Here is a 24,698-nt window from a genome sequence, read left to right as displayed (position 1 = left end):
TTAGGTTTGTCGGTGTTGGCTTAAAATAAACAAAAAAAGCGGCCGAGGCCGCTTCAGGAAGTAAAACTGATTAGGGATTAAAAAACGTATTTTGCAGAGAACTGCAAACGATCCATATCGCCATCTGTGCCACTTTCTAGTTCACGCTCAGCATGTTTATATTCAACACCAAACGTAAGCTTTTTAACAGGTGAGTATAAGATATTTGCACTATAGCTTTGACTCGTTTCTGTAGGGTCGCCAGAGATTGCAAATAAGTCACTATTATTGTCAGCAGAGAAGAATGAATAAAGGAATGTTGAACGCCATTGGCTATTCCAATGTTGCTGATAGGCAATAAAGCCTGATGTTGAATCAATGGCATCAAGATCATCACCATCAAGCACGGCACCATGAGCAACATTTAAACCCACGTAGCGACCTAAGCCTGAGCCCTGTGTAAGCATAAATTTAAGGTTGTTTTGACCAAAGTTTACTTTACCAGACGCGCTAATACCAAATGAAGACTCATCGGCATCAATACCATTCTTTTTATAGGTTAATTGGCGTGCAAGACCTGTCACAACTAACTCACCCCAGTCCGCTTTGTGAGTATAACGGGCTGTAAAATCAGGCATTGCGGCATCATCGGTTGCTACGCGAGCACCACCTTGAGTGGTAATGGTACTTTCAGGGTTTTCGATTGAAAAAGACCAACTACCCGTTGTGTATCTTGCCTGAGCTTGGCGAGCAAACACAGTACCTTCTGCTGGGCCAACAAAATCAAGGGTTTCTGGAAGAGCTCCTACGTTTTGGAAGTTCGACCATGCTTGACCGAATAACCAACCGTCATACGTGACATAGGCTTGTCGAATACGTGGTGCATAGGAATTAGTAACGCGCTCATTACCACCTGGTGCAGATGCTAAAAAGTCGATCTCAATTTTTGTATTTATCGTTTTTCCGTTATCTAATTTGGTTGCGGTACCAAAGTTGAAGCGAGATTGGCGAGCATGCATATCAAAGACAGCATCATTGTCTGCATCAGGTCCAACAGGAGTCGTACTTGGCACGTAAAAATCGCGACCAACGCTTGAACCGTCAGGGATACCTGATGAGTAATCACTCCACATTGCATCGAGTTTTACATAACCGCCATAGGTGATATCAGTATTACCTATGGTGGCTGCGTGTGCTGTGCCTGTCAGCGCACAAAGTACTGCTGATGCAGTTAATGTCTTCAGGGCTGTTACTTTTCTTGTTGTCATAATGTGTATTCCTGTCAAAGCTACTTGTATGTTGTTGTATCACTGTTGTTTAAGAAGTGATTTCTCTCAATTATCTATTGGTCTATTAGACTAAGGTGGTACTAATACTAAGTGAGCAACAAAGTTTGTTTAAATTAAGGTAGTTAGTCAGATGTATTAGTACATTGGACTTGATTATAGAAGGTGATTACGAAGTTTTTTGTTTATTGGTGAGATATACAACTAAGGTCTAATATTTTAAGTCGCTTTGCTGAGTGATCCTTGAAGTAAGCCTTTGGCAAGTAATTAACATGGAGACGACAACAATGTCACAAAGTATCTATCCAGTTCCAGCGCATATCAAGAATGCAGCACTCGTTGATAACGATAAATATAACACACTGTATAAGCAATCTATTGATGACCCAGAAGGATTCTGGCGAGAGCACGGTAAACGTCTTGATTGGTCGACCCCTTATAATAAAGTGAAGAACACGTCATTTGATAAAGGTCACATTAATATTCGTTGGTATGAAGACGGACAATTGAACGCCTCTTATAACTGTATCGACCGTCACCTTGCTAAAAATGCAAACAAAACAGCCCTAATTTGGGAAGGTGATAACCCTGAACAAAGCGAAAACATTAGCTATCAAAAGCTGCATGATGAAGTAGCAAAACTCGCCAATGGCCTTAAAAAGTTAGGTGTTTCTAAAGGTGATCGCGTCGCGATTTATATGCCAATGACTCCACAAGCTATTTATGCAATGCAAGCATGTGCGCGTATTGGTGCCATTCACTCTGTTGTATTTGGTGGTTTCTCTCCGTCAGCAATAGCTGATCGAATTAACGACTCAGGCGCTAAGGTTGTAATTACATCTGATGAAGGTCGTCGTGCAGGTAATTGTGTACCACTTAAAGCAAACGTTGATGAAGCTGTATCGCAAGACTCGGTAACCAGTGTTGAGCATGTCATCGTGCATCAATTAACAGGTGGCGACGTTGAGTGGAATAGCCATGATGTTTGGTGGCATGACCTAGTAGCGGATTTACCAGCAGAGTGTGAACCTGAGCCAATGAATGCAGAAGATCCACTTTTCATTCTTTACACTTCAGGTTCAACGGGTCAACCTAAAGGGGTTGTTCATACCACAGGCGGTTACCTTGTGTATGCATCAATGACCCACGAGTACGTATTTGACTTAAAAGAAGATGATATCTTTTGGTGTAGTGCCGATGTGGGCTGGATCACAGGTCATAGCTACATTGCATATGGCCCATTAGTTAACGGTTGCACACAGGTTGTTTTTGAAGGTGTTCCGACTTACCCAACAGCGGGCCGTATGGGTGAAGTAATTGATAAACACAATGTTACTATTCTATACACTGCACCAACGGCTATTCGTGCTCTGATGGCGAAAGGCGACGAGCCAACGGCCACATCAAAACGTACCAGTTTACGTATTATGGGATCTGTTGGTGAGCCAATTAACCCTGAAGCGTGGGCGTGGTACTACGAGCATATTGGTAATGAAAATTGCCCAATCGTAGATACGTGGTGGCAGACCGAAACTGGCGGCATTATGATCACGCCATTACCGGGTGCAACAGATATGAAGCCAGGTTCGGCAACTCGTCCATTCTTTGGGATTGCACCAGCACTATTTGATGCTGAGGGTAATACACTAGAAGGCGCGGTTGACGGTAACCTTGTTATTTTAGATAGCTGGCCTTCACAAGCGCGAACAGTTTATGGCGATCATGAACGTTTTGAGCAAACTTATTTCTCAGCATACCCAGGTGTGTATTTTACAGGTGATGGTTGTCGTCGAGACGAAGATGGTTACTACTGGATCACTGGTCGTGTTGATGACGTGCTTAACGTATCAGGCCACCGTCTAGGTACAGCTGAAATCGAAAGTGCATTAGTTGCTCACGAAGCAGTTGCCGAAGCGGCTGTTGTTGGCTATCCACATGACATCAAAGGTCAGGGCATTTACGTGTATATTACACCAAATGAAGGCGTGACTGTCAGTGATGAGTTAACAGCAGAGGTGCGTAACTGGGTTCGTAAAGAACTAAGCCCAATTGCATCACCAGATATGATTCAATGGTCGCCAGGCCTACCGAAAACACGTTCTGGTAAAATCATGCGTCGAATTCTACGTAAAATCGCGGCAAATGAGCATCAACAGTTAGGTGATACTTCGACACTGGCCGATCCGAGTGTGGTTGATGAGTTAATCGAGAACAGATTAAATCGTTAAAAATGCGTTAAAAACTTGATTAGAAGTTGATTCTAAACGTAGTATATCGGCTGTCACTTAGAAATAGGTGTCAGCCGAATTTATTAGGAGTGAACCATGAGTCAGTTTTTAATAGCGGACGATCATCCGTTATTTCGTGAAGCGCTGAAAGGGGCATTGAGTGCTAAGTTCGCTGATTTAGAAGTGTTTGAATCGGAAAACTTTGATACCACATTGCAAGTGCTTAGCGAACAAGAAGATCTTGATATTCTACTGCTAGACCTTCACATGCCAGGTAATGGCGATTTATACGGCCTTATTCGTATTCGCGAAGACTATCCAAGCTTACCCATAGCTGTGGTATCAGGTAGTGAAGACATTAATATTGTTTCTAAAGTGATGGGATATGGTGCGATGGGGTTTATACCTAAATCATCGTCATCAGATGATATTGCCATAGCTATTAACCATATTCTTGAAGGGGATGTATGGTTACCCACAGAGCTTAAAGATAAAGTCGCCGCGGTTGATGGCGAAGACAAAGAAATAGCCGCTCAGGTGGCATCGTTAACGCCACAACAATATAAAGTGTTGCAGTACTTACACGAAGGCTTATTAAACAAACAAATCGCTTATGAATTACATATTTCTGAGGCCACGGTAAAAGCACATATCACCGCTATTTTCAGAAAACTTGGTGTATATAACCGTACTCAAGCGGTCCTTATAGCCTCAAAACTTCAACTTGATCCTATTGAGTCGAACTCGTAATTAGATAATAAAAATAATAAAGAGGCGGTTAGCCTCTTCATTAAAATAACTTAAGCAAATACCACGGTGCGATTACCGTTAATAAACAGTTTGTGCTCAGAGGCTAACTGTAAGGCTTTGCAAAAAACTGTTTTTTCTACATCTTTCCCCATTTTTGCCATCATTTCTGCGGTATCAGCATGACTAACATGGGTTATATCTTGCAAAATAATTGGCCCTTCATCGAGTTCATTATTAACAAAGTGAGCTGTTGCACCAATGATTTTTACGCCACGCTCAAAAGCCTGATGATAGGGTTTTGCACCGATAAATGCCGGTAAAAATGAGTGGTGGATATTGATTATTTTCCCTTCATAGCGAGCGACAAACTCAGGGCTTAAAATTCGCATATATTTAGCAAGGCCAATAATATCAGGTTGGTAGCTGGCAATTAGGTCACCCACTTGCTGATCGTGCTCTGCACGGCTCAACCCTTCATGAGAAACAACATGAAATGGTACATCAAAACCGGCTGCCAAAGGGGCTAAGTCTGGATAGTTTGCGATAACGGCCAATACTTCAATATTCAAAGCTTTTTCAAATTGTTTGAGTAAAACACCACCCAAACAATGTGCTTCTTTAGTGGCAAGCAGTACAACTTTGGTTTTCTCGCTGCTATGCAGTGCAAGCTCAGCACCATCTGGAAGTAAGGTTGCAAGGCTAGGTAAAAAGTTATCTGATACAGTGCCACTTAACTCAGTACGCATAAAAAAGCGCTTGGCGTCTTTATCAACAAACTCATTATTACGTGTGATGTTTAAATTATGCTCATGACAAAGGCCTGTGATTTTGGCAATTAAGCCAACATCATCATCGCATTGCGTGGTTAAAATCGTGTTCATAGTCCTCATTCTAATCCCGTTTGTGTGGCCTTTATTATTTGCTAATTTTTAAGTGCTGCATAGCGCAATTTTAACTATCTAATAATTAATTTAAGAAAAGCCGAACTCTCTTTGCTGTATTACAAAGTGTAATGATTATTGGTTATTTGTGGAAAAGTGAAGTAGTTATTTTATAAGTGTGATTTTTTGTCCATAATTTTTATTAAATACGTAGCTTTGCACATCTTTCTATACGTTTTTTAACAGTTTGGTAAGCAACTGTAAACCAAGGTAATATTTTGTAAAATATGAAATTTTCCTGATTTTTTCTAGTCCAAAGAGAGCATTAAAATAATAAGGAAAAACTTCATGAAAAGCACTTTGCTTAAAACAATAATGGCCTCTAGTCTCATCTGTGTACTTACTGCATGCTCAAGTGACGATAGTAGTGGCAGTGATAGTGGTTATGTACAACTTTATAATGGCTCATATAACAGCCCTTATACTCGCTTATTTGTAGATGATACCGAGCGATCAGGGACTAATTTTGGAGATGTATCAACCCGTCATAATTATAGCTCTGGTGAATATGAGTTGAGCTTTGAATATATTGATGCGAATGATAGTTACATCACAATCAATGAAGACACGATTAATATTAAAAATGACTATACTCAGTTAGTTGTTATGAATGGTGATTTTGCAGAGCCAACTTTTACTGAACTGAGTATTCCAACATCTGCCGATGAAGACGACTTTAATCTCGGCTTTTTCAATATTGTGGGTGAAGATAATTTATACGATGTTTATATTGCAACGGACGATGGTCTATTCGATACAGCAGAGCTCATTAGTACCTCGCCATATCTTACAGTACCGGAACTTTCGACCCTAGAGGAGGGCTACTACACACTTTATGTTACCTTGAGTGGCAGTACAGATGTCATTTTTGCCTCGCCTTCTGTGTATTTTAATGATGAAGCCAGCTATGTTGCGATGATACGCCCAAGTTATGCGACTGAAGAGGATGGTATAACCCTTGATGTTGTAACAGCAAGTAACTCTGTTACTCAGCTTAATCACCAAGACGCCGAAGGTCAGCTGCGTTTTATAAATACAATTGATGACTACCCACAAACACAATTTAAGATAACGCGCGGAACAACAACCAACAACACAGAGGTTGTTGTAAGTGATCAGTATTCAAACTACATCAATATGTCACCTAATAGCTACAGTGTCGCTATGCTAGATGAGGCCGGAGATAAAATCGTTGATAACTTTTTACTGACTCTGGAACGCGAGCAAAGTGCTGTGGGCGTATTTTATAAAGATAAAGAGTACGGCCCGCGTATGATGACACTTGAAGAGAACTTAACTCCAAGTAGTTACAGCCATGCTGTGACAGTCGTGAATTTGATTGACAGTTACGCAGGGCAGAATATCGATGAGGTTGACGTGTATTTCACGCTCAATGGGGAAACAGTTGAAGACACGAGTAATGTTATTGATGGTATTGATCAATATGATCAAGAAGAACAAGTCGTAGATAATGAGATTTACACCATCTATGTTGTATTTGAAGATAATGGGCAACAAATTGTTTTACTCCAACAAAGTGATATGGATTTTACCAAAGAAGGCAATTACATTTTGATTATAGAGCATGATGGTGCCGCAGATTCAGGCTTTAAAATGACATTAGAGCGAACTGTCACCGAACAATCTTAACAGGTTTGACGCAGTACCTTCGTTGCTTTACTCACGGCAAATGTTTATTGTATAAATAATTAGAGCGTTTGCTTTATGGAAACAAGGATGATGTATGGATGAAGGTATTGCGTTAATAGTGTTACTGGTTGCAGTAATTCTGTTTGGATCAGTGGCGGGTATTGTTGCCCTGTTTCAGCTTTCAAATTTAAGAAAAGAAGTGATAGCGTTAAGGAAGACGATCACGTCAAAGTCGTATCAGCCGCATCTTGCTGATGAAGCTAAAGTATCAGCTCATGTTGAATCGCAATTAAGAGAGCATGCACAGCCTTCACCCACTAACACAGAGCCCGATTCAACCACTCTTGAACAGCCTAAAGTTGATTCTCATAATGTTAAACTCAGCGTTTCAAAACAGCCCAAGGCAGATTATCTTTCGCCAATTATTGCTCAATTTAAAGCCAATTGGTTAACTTGGGTAGGAGCTATAGCGCTGGCGTTTGGTGGGATTTTCCTTGCCCGCTATTCACTCGAAGCAGGTTTATTATCAGAGTCTATGCGGGTTATTTTAGGGGCCGTGTTTGGTGTAAGTTTAATTACAGTCGCCGAGGTGTTGCATCGAAAAGGGATTGTTTTTGAAGGGTTTAGTAACTATATACCTGCGGCACTTGCTAGTGGCGGCTTTATAAGCTGTTTTGCTTTAACTTTACTTGCTTATTCACATTACGGATTATTACAGCCTTTACCTGCTTTTGGTATTTTGACCTTTGTATCTCTGGCTGCCAGTTGGATGGCATTAAGGTTTGGCCCACTGCTCGCGGTTATTGGCATAATTGGCGCCTATAGTGTACCGGTATGGATAAGTACAGGAAGTAACGACTTTATTGCCTTACTGACCTATGTTGGTTTTGTTACTGTATCAGCCTCTTTAGTGGCTCATTATGTGAAACGCCATTGGTTATGGTATTTGCTATGGGCTGGCCACTTAGGTTGGTTTTGGTTAGTGGCTGTCACTGCATCAAGCCAATTTTTATGGTTTATTAATCTGTATGCAGCTTTGAGTATTCTACTATTGATTGCGATACCGCGTTTAGGGTTAAAGCTCAGGCAAGTAGAGCACCGCCCTTATCGCTTTACAAAAATGCTAAGGCAACTGCCAGATACTCCCTTACTGCTGGCAATTATGTCCCCTGTGCTTTTATTAATGAGCACTACCAATGCATTGCTTGTCTGGCAGCTTAGCACTTTGTTATTTGTTGTTTTATTACTATTTTTGATTTTAAAAAATAGTGTATGGGATAACTGGCTACTACTCGCTTTGGCATGTGTTGTAATGCTATTGATTGCACAAAATAACACCGTTGATTTTTCAGAGCAGCTTTTTGTCTTTAGGCAAAACTACGGAGCAGGGCTGTTTTTCAGTGCGTTGTTTTTAAGTTATGGGTGGTACTTTTCAAGCAAGTATCCAAAACGTTTAGGGTTTACATTAATAGCTTCACTATCAACCTTTGTAATTGTAGCAAGTTTATATTTAATTACCCCTGACCATGCTTTAATGAGCGCTTATCCGTTATGGTGTGTTGTGTTGTTAGCGGTCAGTGCGCTGCTATTTAAACTCTCAGTAAATAATAACCATCCTTTACAGGTATTCTGCTACTGGCTTGGTGCTAATGCTAATATTAGTTTAGCGCTAACTATGCTACTTGAAGGAAGTAGTTTAACTCTCGCATTAACGGTGCAAGTGTTATTGATTAGTTTTTATGTGAACAAGCACAGTATCACAATGCCAAGTTGGCCATTAAAAGCGTTAGTTGCAGGTTTACTCGCGCGCTTGAGCGTAGCCCCTTGGTTAGTGGATTATAATGACACAAACCTGTTTGGTGTTCACTGGAGTCTCATTGTTTACCCTGTCAGTGCATGTTTGTTTTACTGGGCCGCAAGGTTTTGGCATCAACAACCTCTTCGAGTGTGGTTAGAAGGCGCCACTTTACATTGTATCGCTTTGTTCATAACGACTGAAACAAGTTATCAATTGGTGGGACGTTATCCTGATTTTGATAATTTATCGGTGTATGAACACATTCTACTTGCCTGTAACTGGGGCGTGTTAGGCTGTGTGTATTTATTACGTTCGAGGTTTACTCAACATTTGGTAAGGCTTTATCAGGCTAGTGCGATTGTACTTTTAACACTGGCTGGTTTATTCGCATTAAAACTACTCACTGCGTTGAATCCTTTCTTTGAGCCTATAGACATAGGTCAGTGGCCAATTATTAACTGGTTATTACTGCTCTGGTTTGTGCCTGCATTAATAATCTTATGGGTAGCAAAGTTAATAAAGCCTATTAATACTAAATTGGTTAAGCCATTAATTTGCCTCGCAGGTGCTTTTCTTGCTCTTTATATTAATGCTGAAATACGTCACAGCTGGCAAGGTGAGCTTATTAATTTAGCGCAGTCGACCTCAGATGCCGAACTATACACATATTCGTTAATATGGTTATTGATAGGTGCATTAGTGGTGATTGCGGGGCACTTGCGCTCTATAGTTGATCTGCAAAAGCTTGGGCTAGGTTTACTGGCTTTAGTGGTGTTGAAGGTATTCTTGATTGACATGGCAAATCTAACGGGGCTGCTAAGAGCGGTGTCATTTATTGGCTTAGGTATTTCATTGGTTGCACTAAGTTGGCTGTTTCAAAAATTTAAGGCAAAGCCACATGCTTTGCCTTAAATAGAGAGTAGGTTATGCACTGTGATTAAGCAGTGCTTTTAACTTCGCTGGTTTTACCGGTTTGCTGAGATAGTGGATGTTCTCAGCTTTTGCTTGTTGTTTAAGTGCTTCATCACGTACAGCGGTAATTAAGATTGCCGGAACAGGGCTTTGCCAAATTTCACGTAATGTTTTAATTAACGTAATGCCGTCACAGTCGTGACCAAGCTGATAATCCATCAGGATTACATCTGGGGCACGATGATCTTTAGCATATGCCATTATCGCGTTTACGTTATCGAATAACTGATAATTAGCTTGCCACTTTTGTAGAAGACTTGCCATCGCATTAAGGTTTTCAGGGTCATCATCTACCGCGACAATATTCATAGCAGAGCGGCTTTCCATGCCTTTTTTCGGCGTTTGTTTTTGTTGTATAAATTGTTTCTCTCCATAAGGGACTTCAATACTAAAGCGGCTTCCTTTGCCTAGGTTTGAGCTTACATCTAAGCGTAAAGACAGTAAGTCTGCCATTCTTTTTACCACGCCTAAGCCAAGACCGACCCCTTTATTGTCACCTGCTTCAATACGATAAAAGTCCTTGAAAATTTTTGCTTGTTCCAACTGTGATATGCCAGGGCCTGTATCCCATACTTCAATACGAAGATGATGTTTTCGTTTACGGCACGCAATTAATACTCTTCCTTTATCGGTGTACTTCACGGCATTGGAAACAAGATTTTGAATAATACGGCGTAGGTAAGTTATGTCGCTATGTACAATGATCCCTGTAGAGCGTACTGTGAGTTTCAAACCCTTTTCGCTCGACATAATTGCGTACTCATTTTTAAGCGGAGCAAGAATATCGTCAATACTAAAATGGCGTGGAGTTGGCGTCATCGCACCTTGTTCTAACTTAGCTATTTCAAGTAATGCAGACATTAGGTGGACGGTTGAATCTAAACTTGCACCGAGTTTTTCAAAATTATTTAAGTTATTACTCGAGAGTGTTTTATCATCAATGGCTGCTAAATAAAGTCTAGCAGCATTAAGCGGTTGTAAAATATCGTGACTGGCCAGTGCCAAAAAGCGAGTTTTACTATCATTAGCTTGCTCAGCTTCTTTTTTAGCCAAAGTGAGTGCTTGCTCAGTTTGCACACGACTGTCAATTTGCGCTTGCAGATCTTTGTTAATCGTTCGAATTTCTTGCGTTCGTGCTTCGATACGGTTTTCAAGATCCATATTGACTTCCTCAAGAGCGTTTTGGGTTTCAATATGCGCTGTTATATCTGAAAAACTGGTCACAAACCCGCCATCAGGCAGTGGGTTACCTATCATCTCAAAGACTTGGCCATTACGACGATGACGAATAAAGTGGTGTGGGCTGCCATTTTTAAGGTGTTGTACACGTTTTTCTACATGCCGTTCTATTTCGCCAGGGCCGCACTCTCCGCGTTCTGCGTTATAACGGATCACCTCTTCAATCGCTTGGCCTACTTCCAAAAAGCCTTCGGGGTAGTGAAACATTTCTGCGTAGCGCTTATTCCAAGCAACCAAGTTGAGTTCTTTATCAACAACTGAAATGCCATGACTGAGATTTTCAAGCGAGGTGAACAACAGGTTTTGATTAAATTGCAGTGCTTGCGTTGTTTCGTCAAAGAAATTGACGACCTCTTCAAACGCCATGCGCTTCCCTGAGGCGACAGTATGAATAAGTGCTTGTGCAGACGATGCGCCTAGTACGCCTGTTAAAGCGCGCTCACAATAGGCAATAAACTCTGGCTCTGGGTGAGCATTATTGTCATCAAGTTTATTGCTTAATGCAAAGTGCGCAAGTACCTGTTGACTGCGCTGAATACCTAAGAAGGTTTGTAATAGTACTTTAAAGTCGTACACCGTGGCTTTAACGTTCTTATTTAAGCGTCTTGCAAATACCGCTTGCTCTTTCGGGTTTACAAATGCAGCGGCTTGAATCTTATCTATTAAGCGCTCATCGGCACCCAGTGAAAAGCTAATGTAGCAGCCGATATTTGCAAATAATGCGATTAGCGTACCTCGGGTTATAAGTGTTTGCTGTAACTCGGCATCTAGGCTGTTACCCGCATCTAAAATAGGCAGCATTAAAAATAGAATCCAGCAAATAACACCTGCAAGTAAACCTGCATAAACACCATAAGCATGGCCTTTACGCCAGTATAGACCGCCGACGATAGCAGGCAGTAATTGTGAAACCAGTGAAAAGGCAACCAACCCCATGCTTGCCAGCGCTTTACCATGGCCAAACCATTGCTGGTAGAAATAAGATAAGATCAAAATGCCAGCAATAGTGAAGCGTCTCACAAGTAAAATCTGTGATTTATAACTACTTGTTATGAGGTTACGTTTAAACTTACGGCGCAACATTAAAGGTAAAACCACATCGTTTGAGATCATGGTACTTAAGGTCAGTGTAGCGACCACTATCATCGCTGTTGCAGCAGATAAACCGCCAATAAACACAAAGGTGGTTAAAAACGCATTTTCATGTATTAAAGGCAGTGCTAACACAAAGCTATCGGGTGAAAAGCCACTACCAATGCCTGGATGAATAGCCGCTGTCGCAATCGGAAAAATCATTGCCGCCGTTAAGAGTAAGTAAAGTGGAAACGCCCAACGAGCGGTATAAAGGTGACGTTTGTCTTGGTTATCAACGACGGTTACATGAAATTGCCTTGGCAAACAGATTATAGCGGCTGCGGCCATTAAAGACTGGCCAATAAAATTGAAGCTCAGAAAATCAAAGTTATGCCAATGCTGCCAAATAGAGCCTGTTAATTGCTCGGCTTGCACCGTACTTAAATTAAATAATGTGTATAAAGCAAGCCCCGCAACGGCAACTAAAGCCAGTAATTTCACCATAGATTCAAATGCAACTGCGAGCATCAGCCCTGAGCGATACTCGGTTACATCCACTTTTCGTGTGCCAAAAAAGATAGCAAACATTGCCATGATTAAGGTCGCCGACAGTGCCAGCATAGAACCCGAAATACGGCTGTCATTTTGTAATAATAAAAAGCTGCTACTAAGTGCTTTGAGTTGTAAAGCGATGTAAGGAATAGTCGCAAGTAAGGCTATGATAGTAACCATAATTGCAGTAGTTTGACGTTTGCCATAGCGGGCTGAAATAAAGTCGGCAATAGTGGTGATATTTTGTTTTTTACTTACTAAGACGAGTTTACGTAAAAAGCCCTGACCGAAGAAAAACAGCAGCGCAGGACCGATTAAAATAGGGAGGTAGTTCCAACTACTGGTAGCAGCTGTGCCCACTGAGCCGTAGTAAGTCCAAGATGTACAGTAAATCCCTAAAGAGAATGAGTATACAAATGGGTGGTGGCTAATACGTTTTGCTAATGGAGTGGTTTTATCCCCCCAGTTAGCTAGCCAGAACAACACGCCAATGTAGGCGAGTGCAACAAAAATAAGCGCAGCTGTCATGTCTAAATTCAGTAATTATTGTAATAACTCTACCTTATCAGAATTATGAATAATTTCGATGTGTTGATTTTTTGTATATACAAAGTTTTATATTTAACTTATTGAAAAATATTGTCTTTAATGTTTTTTTGTATTTTTATTAGACTAATGTCGCAGATCATTCGTTTTTGCTATTTTCAGTATTTCGCAGATTTATAATTACAGGTTAACTCTTTGTTAAATATTGCTTTTTACTGATTATTTACAAATGCGATTTTACAGTTTACGTAAACGTAAACTAGTTGTTACGACTATGGTATCAATTCCATATTGCTGAACCCTTGCTAACTTAGTTTATGACAACTAATACCACTCATTACATTGGTAATGTATAAGGGGATAAAAATGGCTTTTAAAGATGAAGAACAAGCAAAAGCTTATTGGGCGGAAAATATTTCACTGCTATTTAAACTGTTAGCAGTGTGGTTTGTCGTCTCATTTGGTTTTGGCATTTTATTGGTAGATGTGCTGAACGAAGTACGTTTTTTTGGGTTTAAACTCGGCTTCTGGTTCTCCCAGCAAGGCGCAATTTACACCTTTGTTGCTTTGATTTTTGTTTACGTTTTCAAAATGAATACGTTAGATAAAAAATACGGCGTAGACGAATAGGAGCTAAGCAATGGATGTTCAAACACTCACGTTTATTATTGTCGGTTTAAGCTTCGCGCTTTACATCGGCATTGCAATCTGGGCCCGTGCAGGGTCAACAAATGAATTCTATGTTGCTGGTGGCGGTGTCCCACCACTGGCCAATGGTATGGCAACGGCCGCTGACTGGATGAGTGCAGCATCGTTTATCTCAATGGCGGGTATCATCTCGTTTGCGGGTTATGATGGTGGTGTATATCTAATGGGTTGGACAGGCGGTTATGTACTTCTTGCTTTATGTCTTGCGCCTTACCTTCGTAAGTTTGGCAAGTTTACAGTGCCAGATTTCATTGGTGATCGTTATTACTCACAAGCAGCACGTATTGTGGCAATATTATGCGCCATCTTTATTTGCTTCACATACATTGCAGGTCAAATGCGTGGTGTAGGTGTGGTTTTCTCTCGCTTTTTAGAAGTTGATATTGAGACCGGTGTTTACATTGGCATGGTGATTGTTTTTTTCTACGCTGTATTAGGCGGGATGAAAGGCATTACATATACGCAAGTAGCGCAGTATTGTGTACTGGTATTTGCTTACCTTGTTCCAGCAATCTTCATTTCAATGATGATGACGGGTCACTTCTTCCCACAAACAGGGTTTGGTGCAACGCTTAGCGATGGGTCTGGACAGTTTGTACTTGATAAACTTGATGGGCTCAGTACTGAACTCGGCTTTGCGCAATATACCGAAGGCTCGAAGAGCATGATTGATGTATTCGCAATCACAGGTGCGTTAATGGTTGGTACTGCGGGTCTACCTCACGTAATTGTTCGTTTCTTTACTGTTCCTCGTGTTAAAGACACGCGTATCTCAGCGGCATGGACGCTTGTTTTCATTGCTATTGTTTATACAACTGCTCCTGCTGTTGCATCGTTTGCCCGTGTAAACATGATCGATACAATTAATGGTAAAGATGGAAGCGGTACAGAGTATGCTGAAGCGCCAGCATGGGTTAAAAACTGGGAAAGAACAGGCCTTATTACCTTTAATGATAAAAATGGTGATGGCAAAATGTTCTACTCAGCAGGTAAAATTGATGATCCAAACAGCGCTAATGAAGTGAATGTTGACCGCGATATCATGGTACTTGCAAACCCTGAAATTGCAGACTTACCTGCATGGGTGATTGCATTAGTTGCAGCGGGTGGTATCGCAGCAGCGCTATCAACAACTGCAGGCTTACTATTGGTAATCTCGACCTCGGTATCCCATGACTTATTAAAACGTACCTTAAAACCCGATATTAGTGACAAACAAGAGCTCCTTGCAGCGCGATTAGCGGCAATGATAGCGATTGTGATTTCAGCTTACTTTGGTATTAACCCGCCAGGGTTTGTGGCCTCGGTTGTTGCCTTTGCATTCGGCTTAGCAGCGGCGAGTTTCTTCCCAGCTATCATTATGGGTATCTTCTCTAAGAAGATGAACAAAGAAGGTGCAATTGCGGGTATGGTGACAGGGATTACTTTCACTGCGGCTTATATTATCTACTTCAAGTTCGTAAGCCCTGAGTTAAATGCGCCTGCACACTGGTTATTTGGTATCTCTCCTGAGGGGATTGGTCTAGTTGGTATGATTGTTAACTTTGTAGTGGCAGGTATCGTACTTAAACTAACGGCTGAAACGCCAGTTGAAATCCAAGAAATGGTTGAAGGTATTCGTAACCCGAAAGGTTCGAGCGCAGCACACGCGCACTAAAAATGCCATTTACAAGAACACACTCTTGAAGGTTAAAAGCCCGACTTAAGTCGGGCTTTTTATTTATTTAAAACGGGAGTAGTGTAGATATTGCCCCATCAAATAGCGAGAATGACCATGAATACCGAGCAACAGGAAGTCGCCCAATTTGTGATGCAGCAAACCCCCTTTAATCAGCTTGATATGGCTGCCTGCGAGTACTTTGTTAACCATCTCGATATTATTTACCTTACCCGTGAGAATCAAAATCAGTGGTTAAGCTCAGAAAATCCAAAGTTGTTTTTGATTCGCTCTGGTGATTACGATTTGGTTGATGCAAAAGGCGATGTGATTGCTAAGTTGGCAGCTGGCGATTACTTTGGCTTTCCCTCATTGCTAACAGGCGAGGCCATTCAAAATAGTATTTCTGTGCAAAAGGAAGGCATTGTTTACATGTTAGGCCAAGCGGCATTTGACTATTTACGTCGTGAATACAAAGTATTTGAGCAATACTTTGTGCGAGCTCACAAGAATCGCCTGCTTTCATCTCACTATAAGAGTCAAAATGAGAGTTGGTCTGAAAAGAAAATAGCGGAGTTGATGAATCGAAAAGCAGTCATCTCAGCGCCTGATGCGAGCATTCGACAAATCGCTAAGAAAATGAAAAAACAGGGTGTCTCGTCGATTATGCTCACAGAAAATGAGCGTTTAGTGGGGGTCGTTACAGACAGAGATTTGCGCAATCGTGTATTAGCCGATGAGGTTGACCCACAAGAGTCTGTTAGCAGTATTATGACTGCTAAACCAAAGTTTATCTTTGAGAATAATCGGGTGTTTTCAGCGTTACACTTGATGCTCAAATACAATATCCATCATTTACCTGTGCTTGATGAGCACCATAAACCATTGGGTATGCTAACCAGCACTGATTTATTGCGCCAGCAAAAAAGTGACCCTGTGCAATTGATTGGTCGTATTTATAAAGCACATAGTGTGGTTGACTTAAAACGCTACTCGCAAGAAATTCCGAGCTTATTAAAAGGTTTTTCGAATAATATCGATGATATTTCACTGATTGGTAAATTATTAAGTGGTTTAACCGATGCCTTGACCTCGCGCTTAATTCGTTTGTTTCAAGAAGATAATGGTGCTGCGCCAACCAGCTTTAGCTTTATTTGTTTTGGCTCGCAGGCCCGCGAAGAACAAACCCTGCATTCAGATCAAGACAATGGCTTACTGTTGCCTGATGGCTTAACTGAACAGCAGCAAGATTACTTCAGGCGTATGGGCGAATTTGTATGTGAGCAGTTGACTGAGTGCGGTATTAAACGTTGCCCTGGTAATATTATGGCGAGCAACCCACAGTGCAGAATGGGTATAAGTGCATGGACTGAAAAATTCTATAAATGGATTACCTCACCCACGCCAGAGGCCATGCTCAATTGCAAAATATTTTTTGATTTACGGTTTATTGAAGGCTCAACAACCTTATATGCAAGCTTCTGTGAACAATTAAAACGTATTTCTAAAAATGACTTATTCTATGCGGCTATGGCCAGTGATATTAAAAATACACCTGTACCAATCGGATTGTTTAATCAATTTAAGCTAGAAAAAGATGACAAGCAGCATAAATACCTTGATTTAAAAAAACGTGGTGTGGTGATCATCAACGACATAGTGCGTTTATATTCTCTCAAAGCAGGTATTCAGCGGGCTAATACGCAAGAGCGAATCGATGCCTTAATGAAGTTTGCATTACTCAACAAAAATGACTTGTATAACCTAAAAGATTGCTGGCGTTTTTTAACGCAGCTGCGCCTAGGCACGCAAATAAATGAAGAAGGCCTACCGAGTAACTGCATTAACCCGAATGCCTTAAACTCCCTAGAGCGTCACCAATTAAAAGAAGCGTTTTACTTGGTTAAACAAGCACAGCAAGCTGCTGCCTTTAAATTTGCTCGCGGAAGTTTATAGGAGAGCACAATGGTAAAACGCTGGTTAAGTCGGTATTTAGCACGCAAGCAATTATTGGCGTCTAATGCTTATAAAGAACGCTACATTGTGATCGATATGGAATTAACCGGTCTTGACCCTCGCAAGCATGAAATCGTCTCTGTGGCGTGGGTGATGATAGAAGATCAATGTATTAAACTCAGCGGCGCTCAGCACTTAATAAATAAAGACGTGCAAAGTTTAGAGCAAAGCCCGATTTATCACGGTATTGCTAAGCAAGATATAGATACAGGTGAAAGCCTAGAAGTGATTGTGACTAACTTACATCAGTACTTTGATGACTGTATTTTAGTATTTCATAATGCGGCGCTGGATTGGGGGTTCTTAAAGCAAGCGTGTCGTAAGTTTGGTTTAAAGGCAAAAGCGCGTTTGATTCTTGATACCTTTGCGATTGAAAAAAAGCGCCTCCATAAACAAGGCCATGAAATTGGCCATGATGATTTAACACTTAGCGAATGTCGCAAACGTTACAATTTACCGCATTACAGCTCGCACCATGCCCTTACTGATGCCATGGCGACTGCCGAGTTATTCTTAGCGCAGTGCCATCAAATCAGTCGTGGCAAAGCACTGAAAGTAGGGGAGTTGGTTTGATTAGAAGGCGTTACTTGAAAAGGGTTAATCTTGAGGGAATTTTTGTTTTTTATGTAGAACACGCATGACACGTATTATGCCATCCTCGACCCAATAGGAAATAATCATCGAGATTTCAAGGATAATGAGCAGTCGCCCTTTGATGCCTGTACGCTCTACGCCCATCAAAGGCTGAGCTAATAAATTTTCTACCTTAGCTTCGATGAGCTCATCGGTTTTGTCTGCAGCACTTGGGTTAAAGTGATAAAGATAGTCGAAGATTTTTTCACGATCATTTAAAGATTCATCTTCCCATAGGATCATAGATTGCCTCTATTGCGTATTTTTGCTTTACGCTCAGCCATGCGGGATTTAGCAGTTTTGTTGTCGATAAAAGTACTTTCACCAGCCTCATATTTATCGAAAGCTTGATTTACTTGCTCTGTTAACCAAGCGTCGTGAGACAGCGCTTTTCTTTGCTGTTCAGCTAATTGCTCTGTGAGCTCTCTACAAGCATCACTAAGTGTTTTACCTTGGCTTTGTGCCATTTGCTGAGCAAGTCGTTTAGTTTCTTCATCAACTCGAAATTGAATTCTGGTATCCATGCTAGACTCCTGACTTTTGTGTGTACAAATGTTAGCGCTAGAGTGAGGGTTGGGCAACTAACTTACTTTTTAATTAGAGTTAAGGTGAGTGGTAATTTACTAACGAAGAAATTCTTTTTACTTGGCCCTCTTATAAACTCTTCAGGTCGATTACCAAAATTGAGCCATCTAGGGTTGTTAAAGTAGTTTTATTAGTCTTGCCCTCTTATAAAAATGTCTAAGGTCGATTACCAAAACTGCGCCATCTAAAACATGCTAAGCAATTTTTATTTTTGCTGACCTCTTATAAAAATGTCTAAGGTCGATTACCAAAACTGCGCCATCTAAAACATGCTAAGCAATTTTTATTTTTGCTGACCTCTTATAAAAACTTCAAAGGTCGATTACAATACCGCCATCTAAAAGGCAGCTGCCTTTATCTGCAAGCAACTAGAGTGGATTTTCTTCTTCATGGCAATCAAACTTGCAATTAACGGTTTTGGTCGGATTGGGCGCAACATCGTCCGTGCTTTGTACGAATCAGGGCTTGAAGATCAGATTAAAATTGTCGCTATAAATGAACTAGCCGACCCAAAGGGCATTGCCCATCTCCTTAAATACGATACATCTCATGGTCGTTTTTCATTTCCTGTTAATCTAGGTGAAGATACGCTAACAGTAGCTAATGATTCTATAGCACTGTTTGCTGAAGAAAACCCCGCTGAGTTGCCTTGGCAAACCCTTGATATTGATGTAGTGCTTGAATGCACAGGAGTATATCACTCACGAGAGCATGCTGAGCTACACATAAATGCCGGTGCAAAAAAAGTATTATTTTCGCAGCCAGCTGATGCCGATGTTGATGCCACCATAGTATATGGCATTAATGACGATGAATTAAAAGCAGAGCATACTATCGTTTCTAATGGCTCATGCACGACTAACTGTATTGTGCCAGTTATCAAAGTATTAGATGATGCATTTTCAATTGAATCTGGGGCAATTACGACCATTCATGCGTCGATGCATGACCAACAAGTGATTGATGCATATCATCATGATTTACGTCGTACACGCGCAGCTAGCCAGTCTATTATTCCGGTAGATACAAAACTTGCTCGCGGTATTGAGCGAATACTACCTAAGTTTCATAGTCGCTTTGAAGCCATTGCAGTGCGTGTGCCTACAATCAATGTGACGGCTATGGATTTGAGTGTTACCGTTAATTCTGATGTTGATTTAGCGGCTGTTAATCAAGCACTTAAACTGGCAGCTAAAGACCGTCTTGAAGGTATTTTAAGTTACACTGAAGAGCCTTTGGTGTCGGTAGATTTTAATCATGACCCACATTCTTGTATCATAGATGGCACACAGACACGTGTTAGTCATAAACGACTGATAAAGTTGTTGGTGTGGTGCGATAATGAGTGGGGTTTTGCAAATCGTATGCTCGATACTGCGCGTGCGATGGTGGCTATAAGTCAATAATTTATAAATATAATATTAGTATCGTTAACTAAGGAGAAGTCCATGTCGGTCATTAAAATGGCAGATTTAGATTTAAACGGCAAACGCGTGTTAATTCGTGAAGATTTAAATGTGCCTGTTAAAGAAGGTAAAGTGACCTCTGATGCACGTATTCGTGCAGCATTACCTACTATCAAATTAGCGTTAGAAAAAGGCGCTAAAGTAATGGTGATGTCACACCTTGGCCGCCCTACGGAAGGGGAATATGATGAAGCATTTTCACTTGCCCCAGTGGTCGATTATTTAAATGATGCCCTTGAGCAAACTGTACGTCTTGAAAAAGACTACTTAGAAGGCGTAGACGTTGCTGATAATGAAGTGGTTGTTTTCGAAAACGTGCGTTTTAACGTGGGCGAAAAGAAAAATGACGAAGTACTGTCTAAAAAGCTCGCTGCATTATGTGATGTATACGTAATGGATGCATTTGGTACGGCTCACCGTGCGCAAGCATCTACTCACGGTGTGGGTTTATTTGCTGATGTTGCATGTGCAGGTCCACTACTTGCGGCAGAGCTAGACGCACTAGGTAAAGCGCTTGATAACCCAGCACGTCCTTTAGTGGCGATTGTAGGTGGTTCTAAAGTATCGACTAAGTTAACTGTACTTGATTCATTATCTACAGTTGTTGACCAGCTTGTAACGGGTGGCGGTATCGCTAATACCTTCATCGCAGCAGCAGGACATCCTGTAGGTAAATCTTTATTTGAAGCTGATTTAATTGATGAAGCAAACAAACTAAGTGCAGCGGCAAAAGCAAATAACGGTGAAATTCCGGTACCAACTGATGTTGTTGTTGGTAATGAGTTTTCAGAGTCAGCGGTTGCAACATTAAAAGATGTTAATGAAGTAACAGACGAAGATATGATTTTTGATATTGGTCCTGATACAGCAAAGCAGCTTGCAGATATTATTGCTAAAGCTGGCACTGTTGTGTGGAATGGCCCTGTTGGTGTATTTGAATTTGACCAATTTGGTAACGGCACTCGTGCTATTGCTGATGCGATTGCGAATTCAAATGCGTTCTCAATTGCGGGTGGCGGTGATACGCTTGCGGCAATTGATAAATACGGCATTGCCGATAAAGTATCTTATATTTCAACTGGTGGTGGTGCATTCCTTGAGTTTTTAGAAGGGAAAAAGCTGCCAGCGGTTGCTATGCTTGAAGAACGTGCTAAGTAATTAGTGCGAAGCCAGCATAATCAGTCGTCTGGTTATGCTGGTTAGCTGTTAATAAAATACCTCTCACCTTCATTTTATTTTCAGCTATAACGGTCAGCGATAGTAAATGCTGTGGCTTTTCGTGATGCAGTGATGCATCAAAAACTAACATATCCGTTCAAACTAGATAGTAGGAAACTACTGTCGATACAATTTGGAGAATACCAAATGGCTTTAATCAGTATGCGACAACTTCTTGATCATGCAGCTGAAAATGGTTACGGCGTTCCTGCGTTTAACGTTAACAACCAAGAGCAAATGCGTGCAATTATGGAAGCGGCTGATAAAACAAACAGCCCAGTAATTGTACAAGGTTCTGCTGGCGCACGTGCTTATGCCGGTGCCCCTTTTATTCGTCATATGATTTTAGCAGCCGTTGAAGAATGGCCTCATATTCCAGTTGTAATGCACCAAGATCACGGTACTTCACCAGGTGTTTGTCAGCGCTCAATCCAGTTAGGTTTTTCATCAGTGATGATGGATGGCTCATTAATGTCTGATGGTAAAACACCTTCAAGCTACGAATACAACGTTGATGTAACACGTCAAACAGTCGAAATGGCACATGCTTGCGGTGTGTCTGTGGAAGGCGAGCTAGGTGTTTTAGGCTCGCTTGAAACAGGTGAAGCAGGTGAAGAAGATGGCGTAGGTGCAGAAGGTAAACTTTCTACAGAGCAAATGCTAACTGATCCTGAAGAAGCGGCTGACTTCGTTCGTAAAACACATGTAGATGCACTTGCTATTGCATGTGGTACATCACATGGTGCGTATAAATTTACTCGTCCGCCTACAGACGATATTTTAGCGATTGATCGCATTAAAGAAATTCACGCGCGTATCCCAAATACTCACTTAGTAATGCATGGATCGTCTTCAGTGCCACAAGAGTGGTTAGAAGTTATTAACCAATACGGTGGCGAAATTCCTGAAACCTATGGCGTACCAGTAGAGCAGATCATCGAAGGGATTAAATACGGTGTTCGTAAAGTTAATATTGATACTGACCTTCGTTTAGCATCAACAGGTGCGATTCGTCGTCACTTAGCTTTAAATCCTGCTAACTTTGATCCACGTAAATACTTAGCTGAAGCAACCAAAGCTATGACAGAGATCTGTGTAGCGCGTTATGAGTCATTCGGTACTGCTGGACAAGCAAGTAAGATCAAAGCTATTTCTTTAGATGATATGCATCTTAAGTATTTATCAGGTGAGCTTGATCCAAAAATTAAGTAATTGATACTAATTGAATAAAGCCGGCTTCTATGCCGGCTTTTTATTGTCTTGATCAAGTTGGATCAGCGATTTACTTACTCAAGCTTGTTAGGATCAGCGTTTTACTAACCTTAAACTACACAGATCATTATTTTACTAGTTCAATACTGATCTCAGCCTGTTCTCTGCTCAGCTTTTAAACGAAATACTAAGAGCCTTAACATTAAATCAATAAGTTAGCCTGATATGTAAGTATAAAATTGATCTGAAACTGATAAACTTAGTAAAAACCTGATCCTGATCTGTTTCAGTTAGTAGATCAGTGATCTGAAATATTTATATTAAATACTTGCTTATATCTTGACCAATAACAGTTTATGTTCGATTTTTAAGTTACTGCTTAAATTAAGGATCGTCCTATGAACAAACCAGTCATTATGTTGTCGAGCTTTGCTATATGCTTATTTTCTTTTGATAGTGCAGCCGAGGCGATTGATATTTATGGCCGAGCCCATTTAGGTATTGCAAATAGTGACACAGGGGAGGGGAGTGACACTTCCGTTGAGAGTTACAGCTCTCGCATAGGAATTAAAGGAAGCGGTGATATTAGTGATGGTTTTAAAGCTATCTATAAGTTTGAGTTTGCTGTAAATGCCGCTGATCAAGATAGTGATGGCAAAACAGAAGAAAATATTACAGCACGTAATCAGTATGTCGGCTTGCAAGGGCGTTATGGACAAATAGTCGCAGGGCGTCACGATACCGCGCTAAAAGTATCACAGGGAAAAATCGATTTAATGAATGATTTTAATGGTGATGTAAAAGCCCTTTTTAATGGTGAAAACCGCCTTGGAGATGTACTTCATTACAACTCGCCTGTTGTTGGAAATATGCAATTTGTGGTCACCTATATTGCCGAAGATAACTCAAAGCAAAAAGATGAAACAGGCGTATCTGCAGCACTCATGTACGGCGACAGTAAATTTAAAAAGACACCTTTTTTCGTTAGTGTAGCCCACGACAGCAAAGTGGCAGGTTATGACACCACACGGATTACTGCACAAGGTAAGTTAGGTGATTTCACGTTAGGTGGAATGTACCAACAAAGTGAAAAAATATCAGACTCTGATAGTGAAGATGGCTTTCTATTTAGCGCTTCCTATAAGCTAAATAAATATAAGTTACTAGCGCAATATCAAGATGCGGAAGGTGAATTTGGTAAGTTAAAAGATTCAGGCACCGGTACGTCTATTGGTATTGAACGAAGTTTGTCAAAACAGGCAAGGATGTACATGTGGTATACGCAATTCTCACTAGATAATAACGCCGATCAAGACCATCTAGCTGTCACATTGAGGTATGACTTTTAGTTATTAAAGCTCATTTAAAGTTAAAAAATACAGATTTATACTTTGATTTTTTGGTACTTTTTGAATTACTCGTTAGACTTTCATAAAAATGTCATACTTAGTCATAATAATGAAACCAGTTCGCTAACGAAAGAGATAAATTGGAATGTCACGTAAAGTACTAGTCGTCGATGACGAAGCACCTATCAGAGAGATGCTGGTTTTTGTTTTAGAGCAAAATGGTTTTCAAGCAATTGAAGCAGAAGATTACGACTCTGCCATTGAAGCGATGGTAGAGCCATACCCCGATATGGTTTTATTAGATTGGATGTTACCAGGTGGGAGTGGTATTCAAATTGCTAAAAAATTCAAGCAAAACGAATACACGCGTCAAATCCCTATTATTATGCTGACAGCACGCGGAGAAGAAGAAGATAAAGTGCGTGGTCTTGAAGTGGGTGCTGACGATTATGTAACTAAACCATTTTCTCCTAAAGAGCTCATGGCGCGTATCAAAGCGGTTATTCGCCGAGTGTCTCCTACTTCTTTAGAAGAAGCCATTGAAGTGCATGGTTTACGTCTTGACCCTATTTCACACCGCGTTACATCACAAGGGAGTGAATTAGATATGGGCCCGACTGAGTTTAGACTACTTCACTTTTTTATGACTCATCCAGAACGTGTTTACAGCCGTGAGCAATTACTTGATCATGTATGGGGAACAAATGTATATGTAGAAGACCGTACTGTTGATGTGCACATTCGTCGTTTACGCAAAGCGATTGCACCACTTGGACATGACCGTTTGGTGCAAACCGTTCGCGGTGCAGGCTATCGTTTTTCTAGTAAATTATAGTGCC

18 protein-coding genes are annotated in these 24,698 nt (G+C 40.9%); 13 read left to right on the top strand and 5 right to left on the bottom strand.

What is annotated here, in order from left to right; genetic code table 11:
• Positions 1 to 77 precede the first annotated feature (77 nt).
• On the bottom strand, positions 78 to 1,247 hold the full coding sequence (locus NYF15_RS05225) for a DcaP family trimeric outer membrane transporter (protein ID WP_062568806.1): 1,170 nt from the start codon (positions 1,245 to 1,247) through the stop codon (positions 78 to 80).
• 305 nt (positions 1,248 to 1,552) lie between these two features.
• On the opposite strand from NYF15_RS05225, the gene acs reads away from it, so the two are divergent.
• Positions 1,553 to 3,493, top strand: a complete 1,941-nt coding sequence (gene acs, locus NYF15_RS05220; RefSeq protein ID WP_371353013.1) for an acetate--CoA ligase — start codon at positions 1,553 to 1,555, stop codon at positions 3,491 to 3,493.
• A 96-nt stretch (positions 3,494 to 3,589) separates the two neighbouring features.
• Entirely contained in the window at positions 3,590 to 4,243 is a 654-nt protein-coding gene (locus tag NYF15_RS05215) for a response regulator transcription factor (protein WP_130149549.1), read from the top strand.
• A 50-nt stretch (positions 4,244 to 4,293) separates the two neighbouring features.
• On the opposite strand, the gene purU is transcribed toward NYF15_RS05215, so the two are convergent.
• A complete protein-coding gene (purU, locus tag NYF15_RS05210; protein WP_371353012.1) occupies positions 4,294 to 5,124 on the bottom strand; it encodes a formyltetrahydrofolate deformylase in 831 nt (276 codons plus the stop codon).
• Between the two features lie 348 nt (positions 5,125 to 5,472).
• Between purU and NYF15_RS05205 the strand changes: the two genes are divergently transcribed.
• Together NYF15_RS05205 and NYF15_RS05200 are read left to right on the top strand one after the other, a co-directional pair.
• A complete protein-coding gene (locus NYF15_RS05205; protein WP_371353011.1) occupies positions 5,473 to 6,834 on the top strand; it encodes a hypothetical protein in 1,362 nt (453 codons plus the stop codon).
• Positions 6,835 to 6,928: 94 nt separating this feature from the next.
• Entirely contained in the window at positions 6,929 to 9,544 is a 2,616-nt protein-coding gene (locus NYF15_RS05200; protein ID WP_371353010.1) for a DUF2339 domain-containing protein, read from the top strand.
• A 12-nt stretch (positions 9,545 to 9,556) separates the two neighbouring features.
• On the opposite strand, the gene NYF15_RS05195 is transcribed toward NYF15_RS05200, so the two are convergent.
• A complete protein-coding gene (locus NYF15_RS05195; RefSeq protein WP_371353009.1) occupies positions 9,557 to 12,997 on the bottom strand; it encodes a PAS-domain containing protein in 3,441 nt (1,146 codons plus the stop codon).
• Between the two features lie 384 nt (positions 12,998 to 13,381).
• Between NYF15_RS05195 and NYF15_RS05190 the strand changes: the two genes are divergently transcribed.
• The 4 genes from NYF15_RS05190 (at position 13,382) to NYF15_RS05175 (ending at position 17,969) form a co-directional block, all read left to right on the top strand.
• Complete coding sequence (locus NYF15_RS05190) at positions 13,382 to 13,645, top strand: DUF4212 domain-containing protein (protein WP_004586074.1); 264 nt, start codon at positions 13,382 to 13,384, stop codon at positions 13,643 to 13,645.
• A 10-nt stretch (positions 13,646 to 13,655) separates the two neighbouring features.
• The gene (locus tag NYF15_RS05185; RefSeq protein ID WP_130149553.1) at positions 13,656 to 15,380 is read left to right on the top strand and encodes a sodium:solute symporter family protein; all 1,725 of its coding nucleotides are present in this window, start codon (positions 13,656 to 13,658) and stop codon (positions 15,378 to 15,380) included.
• A gap of 117 nt (positions 15,381 to 15,497) precedes the next feature.
• The gene (locus NYF15_RS05180; protein ID WP_237118002.1) at positions 15,498 to 17,336 is read left to right on the top strand and encodes a DUF294 nucleotidyltransferase-like domain-containing protein; all 1,839 of its coding nucleotides are present in this window, start codon (positions 15,498 to 15,500) and stop codon (positions 17,334 to 17,336) included.
• A 9-nt stretch (positions 17,337 to 17,345) separates the two neighbouring features.
• On the top strand, positions 17,346 to 17,969 hold the full coding sequence (locus NYF15_RS05175) for a 3'-5' exonuclease (RefSeq protein ID WP_371353008.1): 624 nt from the start codon (positions 17,346 to 17,348) through the stop codon (positions 17,967 to 17,969).
• A gap of 24 nt (positions 17,970 to 17,993) precedes the next feature.
• Here the strand turns inward: NYF15_RS05175 and NYF15_RS05170 are convergent, their stop codons facing one another.
• Positions 17,994 to 18,272 (bottom strand): type II toxin-antitoxin system RelE/ParE family toxin, encoded by a 279-nt coding sequence (locus tag NYF15_RS05170; protein WP_130149556.1) that lies wholly within the window; start codon positions 18,270 to 18,272, stop codon positions 17,994 to 17,996.
• Entirely contained in the window at positions 18,269 to 18,553 is a 285-nt protein-coding gene (locus NYF15_RS05165; protein ID WP_371353007.1) for a damage-inducible protein J, read from the bottom strand. Before NYF15_RS05165 ends, NYF15_RS05170 begins: the two co-directional genes overlap by 4 nt.
• A 450-nt stretch (positions 18,554 to 19,003) precedes the next feature.
• Here NYF15_RS05165 and epd point away from each other — a divergent pair, with 450 nt between their 5' ends.
• From epd to phoB, 5 genes are all read left to right on the top strand, one after another.
• Complete coding sequence (gene epd / locus NYF15_RS05160; RefSeq protein ID WP_130149557.1) at positions 19,004 to 20,020, top strand: erythrose-4-phosphate dehydrogenase; 1,017 nt, start codon at positions 19,004 to 19,006, stop codon at positions 20,018 to 20,020.
• Between the two features lie 42 nt (positions 20,021 to 20,062).
• Positions 20,063 to 21,238 carry a phosphoglycerate kinase gene (locus NYF15_RS05155; protein ID WP_341803192.1) on the top strand — a complete coding sequence of 392 codons (1,176 nt, stop codon included), beginning with the start codon at positions 20,063 to 20,065 and terminating at the stop codon, positions 21,236 to 21,238.
• 207 nt (positions 21,239 to 21,445) lie between these two features.
• On the top strand, positions 21,446 to 22,510 hold the full coding sequence (fba, locus tag NYF15_RS05150; protein WP_062569512.1) for a class II fructose-bisphosphate aldolase: 1,065 nt from the start codon (positions 21,446 to 21,448) through the stop codon (positions 22,508 to 22,510).
• Positions 22,511 to 22,908: 398 nt separating this feature from the next.
• Positions 22,909 to 23,859 (top strand): porin, encoded by a 951-nt coding sequence (locus NYF15_RS05145; protein WP_371353006.1) that lies wholly within the window; start codon positions 22,909 to 22,911, stop codon positions 23,857 to 23,859.
• A gap of 145 nt (positions 23,860 to 24,004) precedes the next feature.
• A complete protein-coding gene (gene phoB / locus NYF15_RS05140; RefSeq protein WP_130149560.1) occupies positions 24,005 to 24,694 on the top strand; it encodes a phosphate regulon transcriptional regulator PhoB in 690 nt (229 codons plus the stop codon).
• Positions 24,695 to 24,698 lie beyond the last annotated feature (4 nt).

Source organism: Pseudoalteromonas sp. 68 DY56-GL68, from assembly GCF_041414825.1.
Lineage (GTDB): Bacteria > Pseudomonadota > Gammaproteobacteria > Enterobacterales > Alteromonadaceae > Pseudoalteromonas.
The sequence above is the reverse complement of the archived record's forward strand: the minus strand, read 5'-3'. Positions and strand labels throughout refer to the sequence as shown.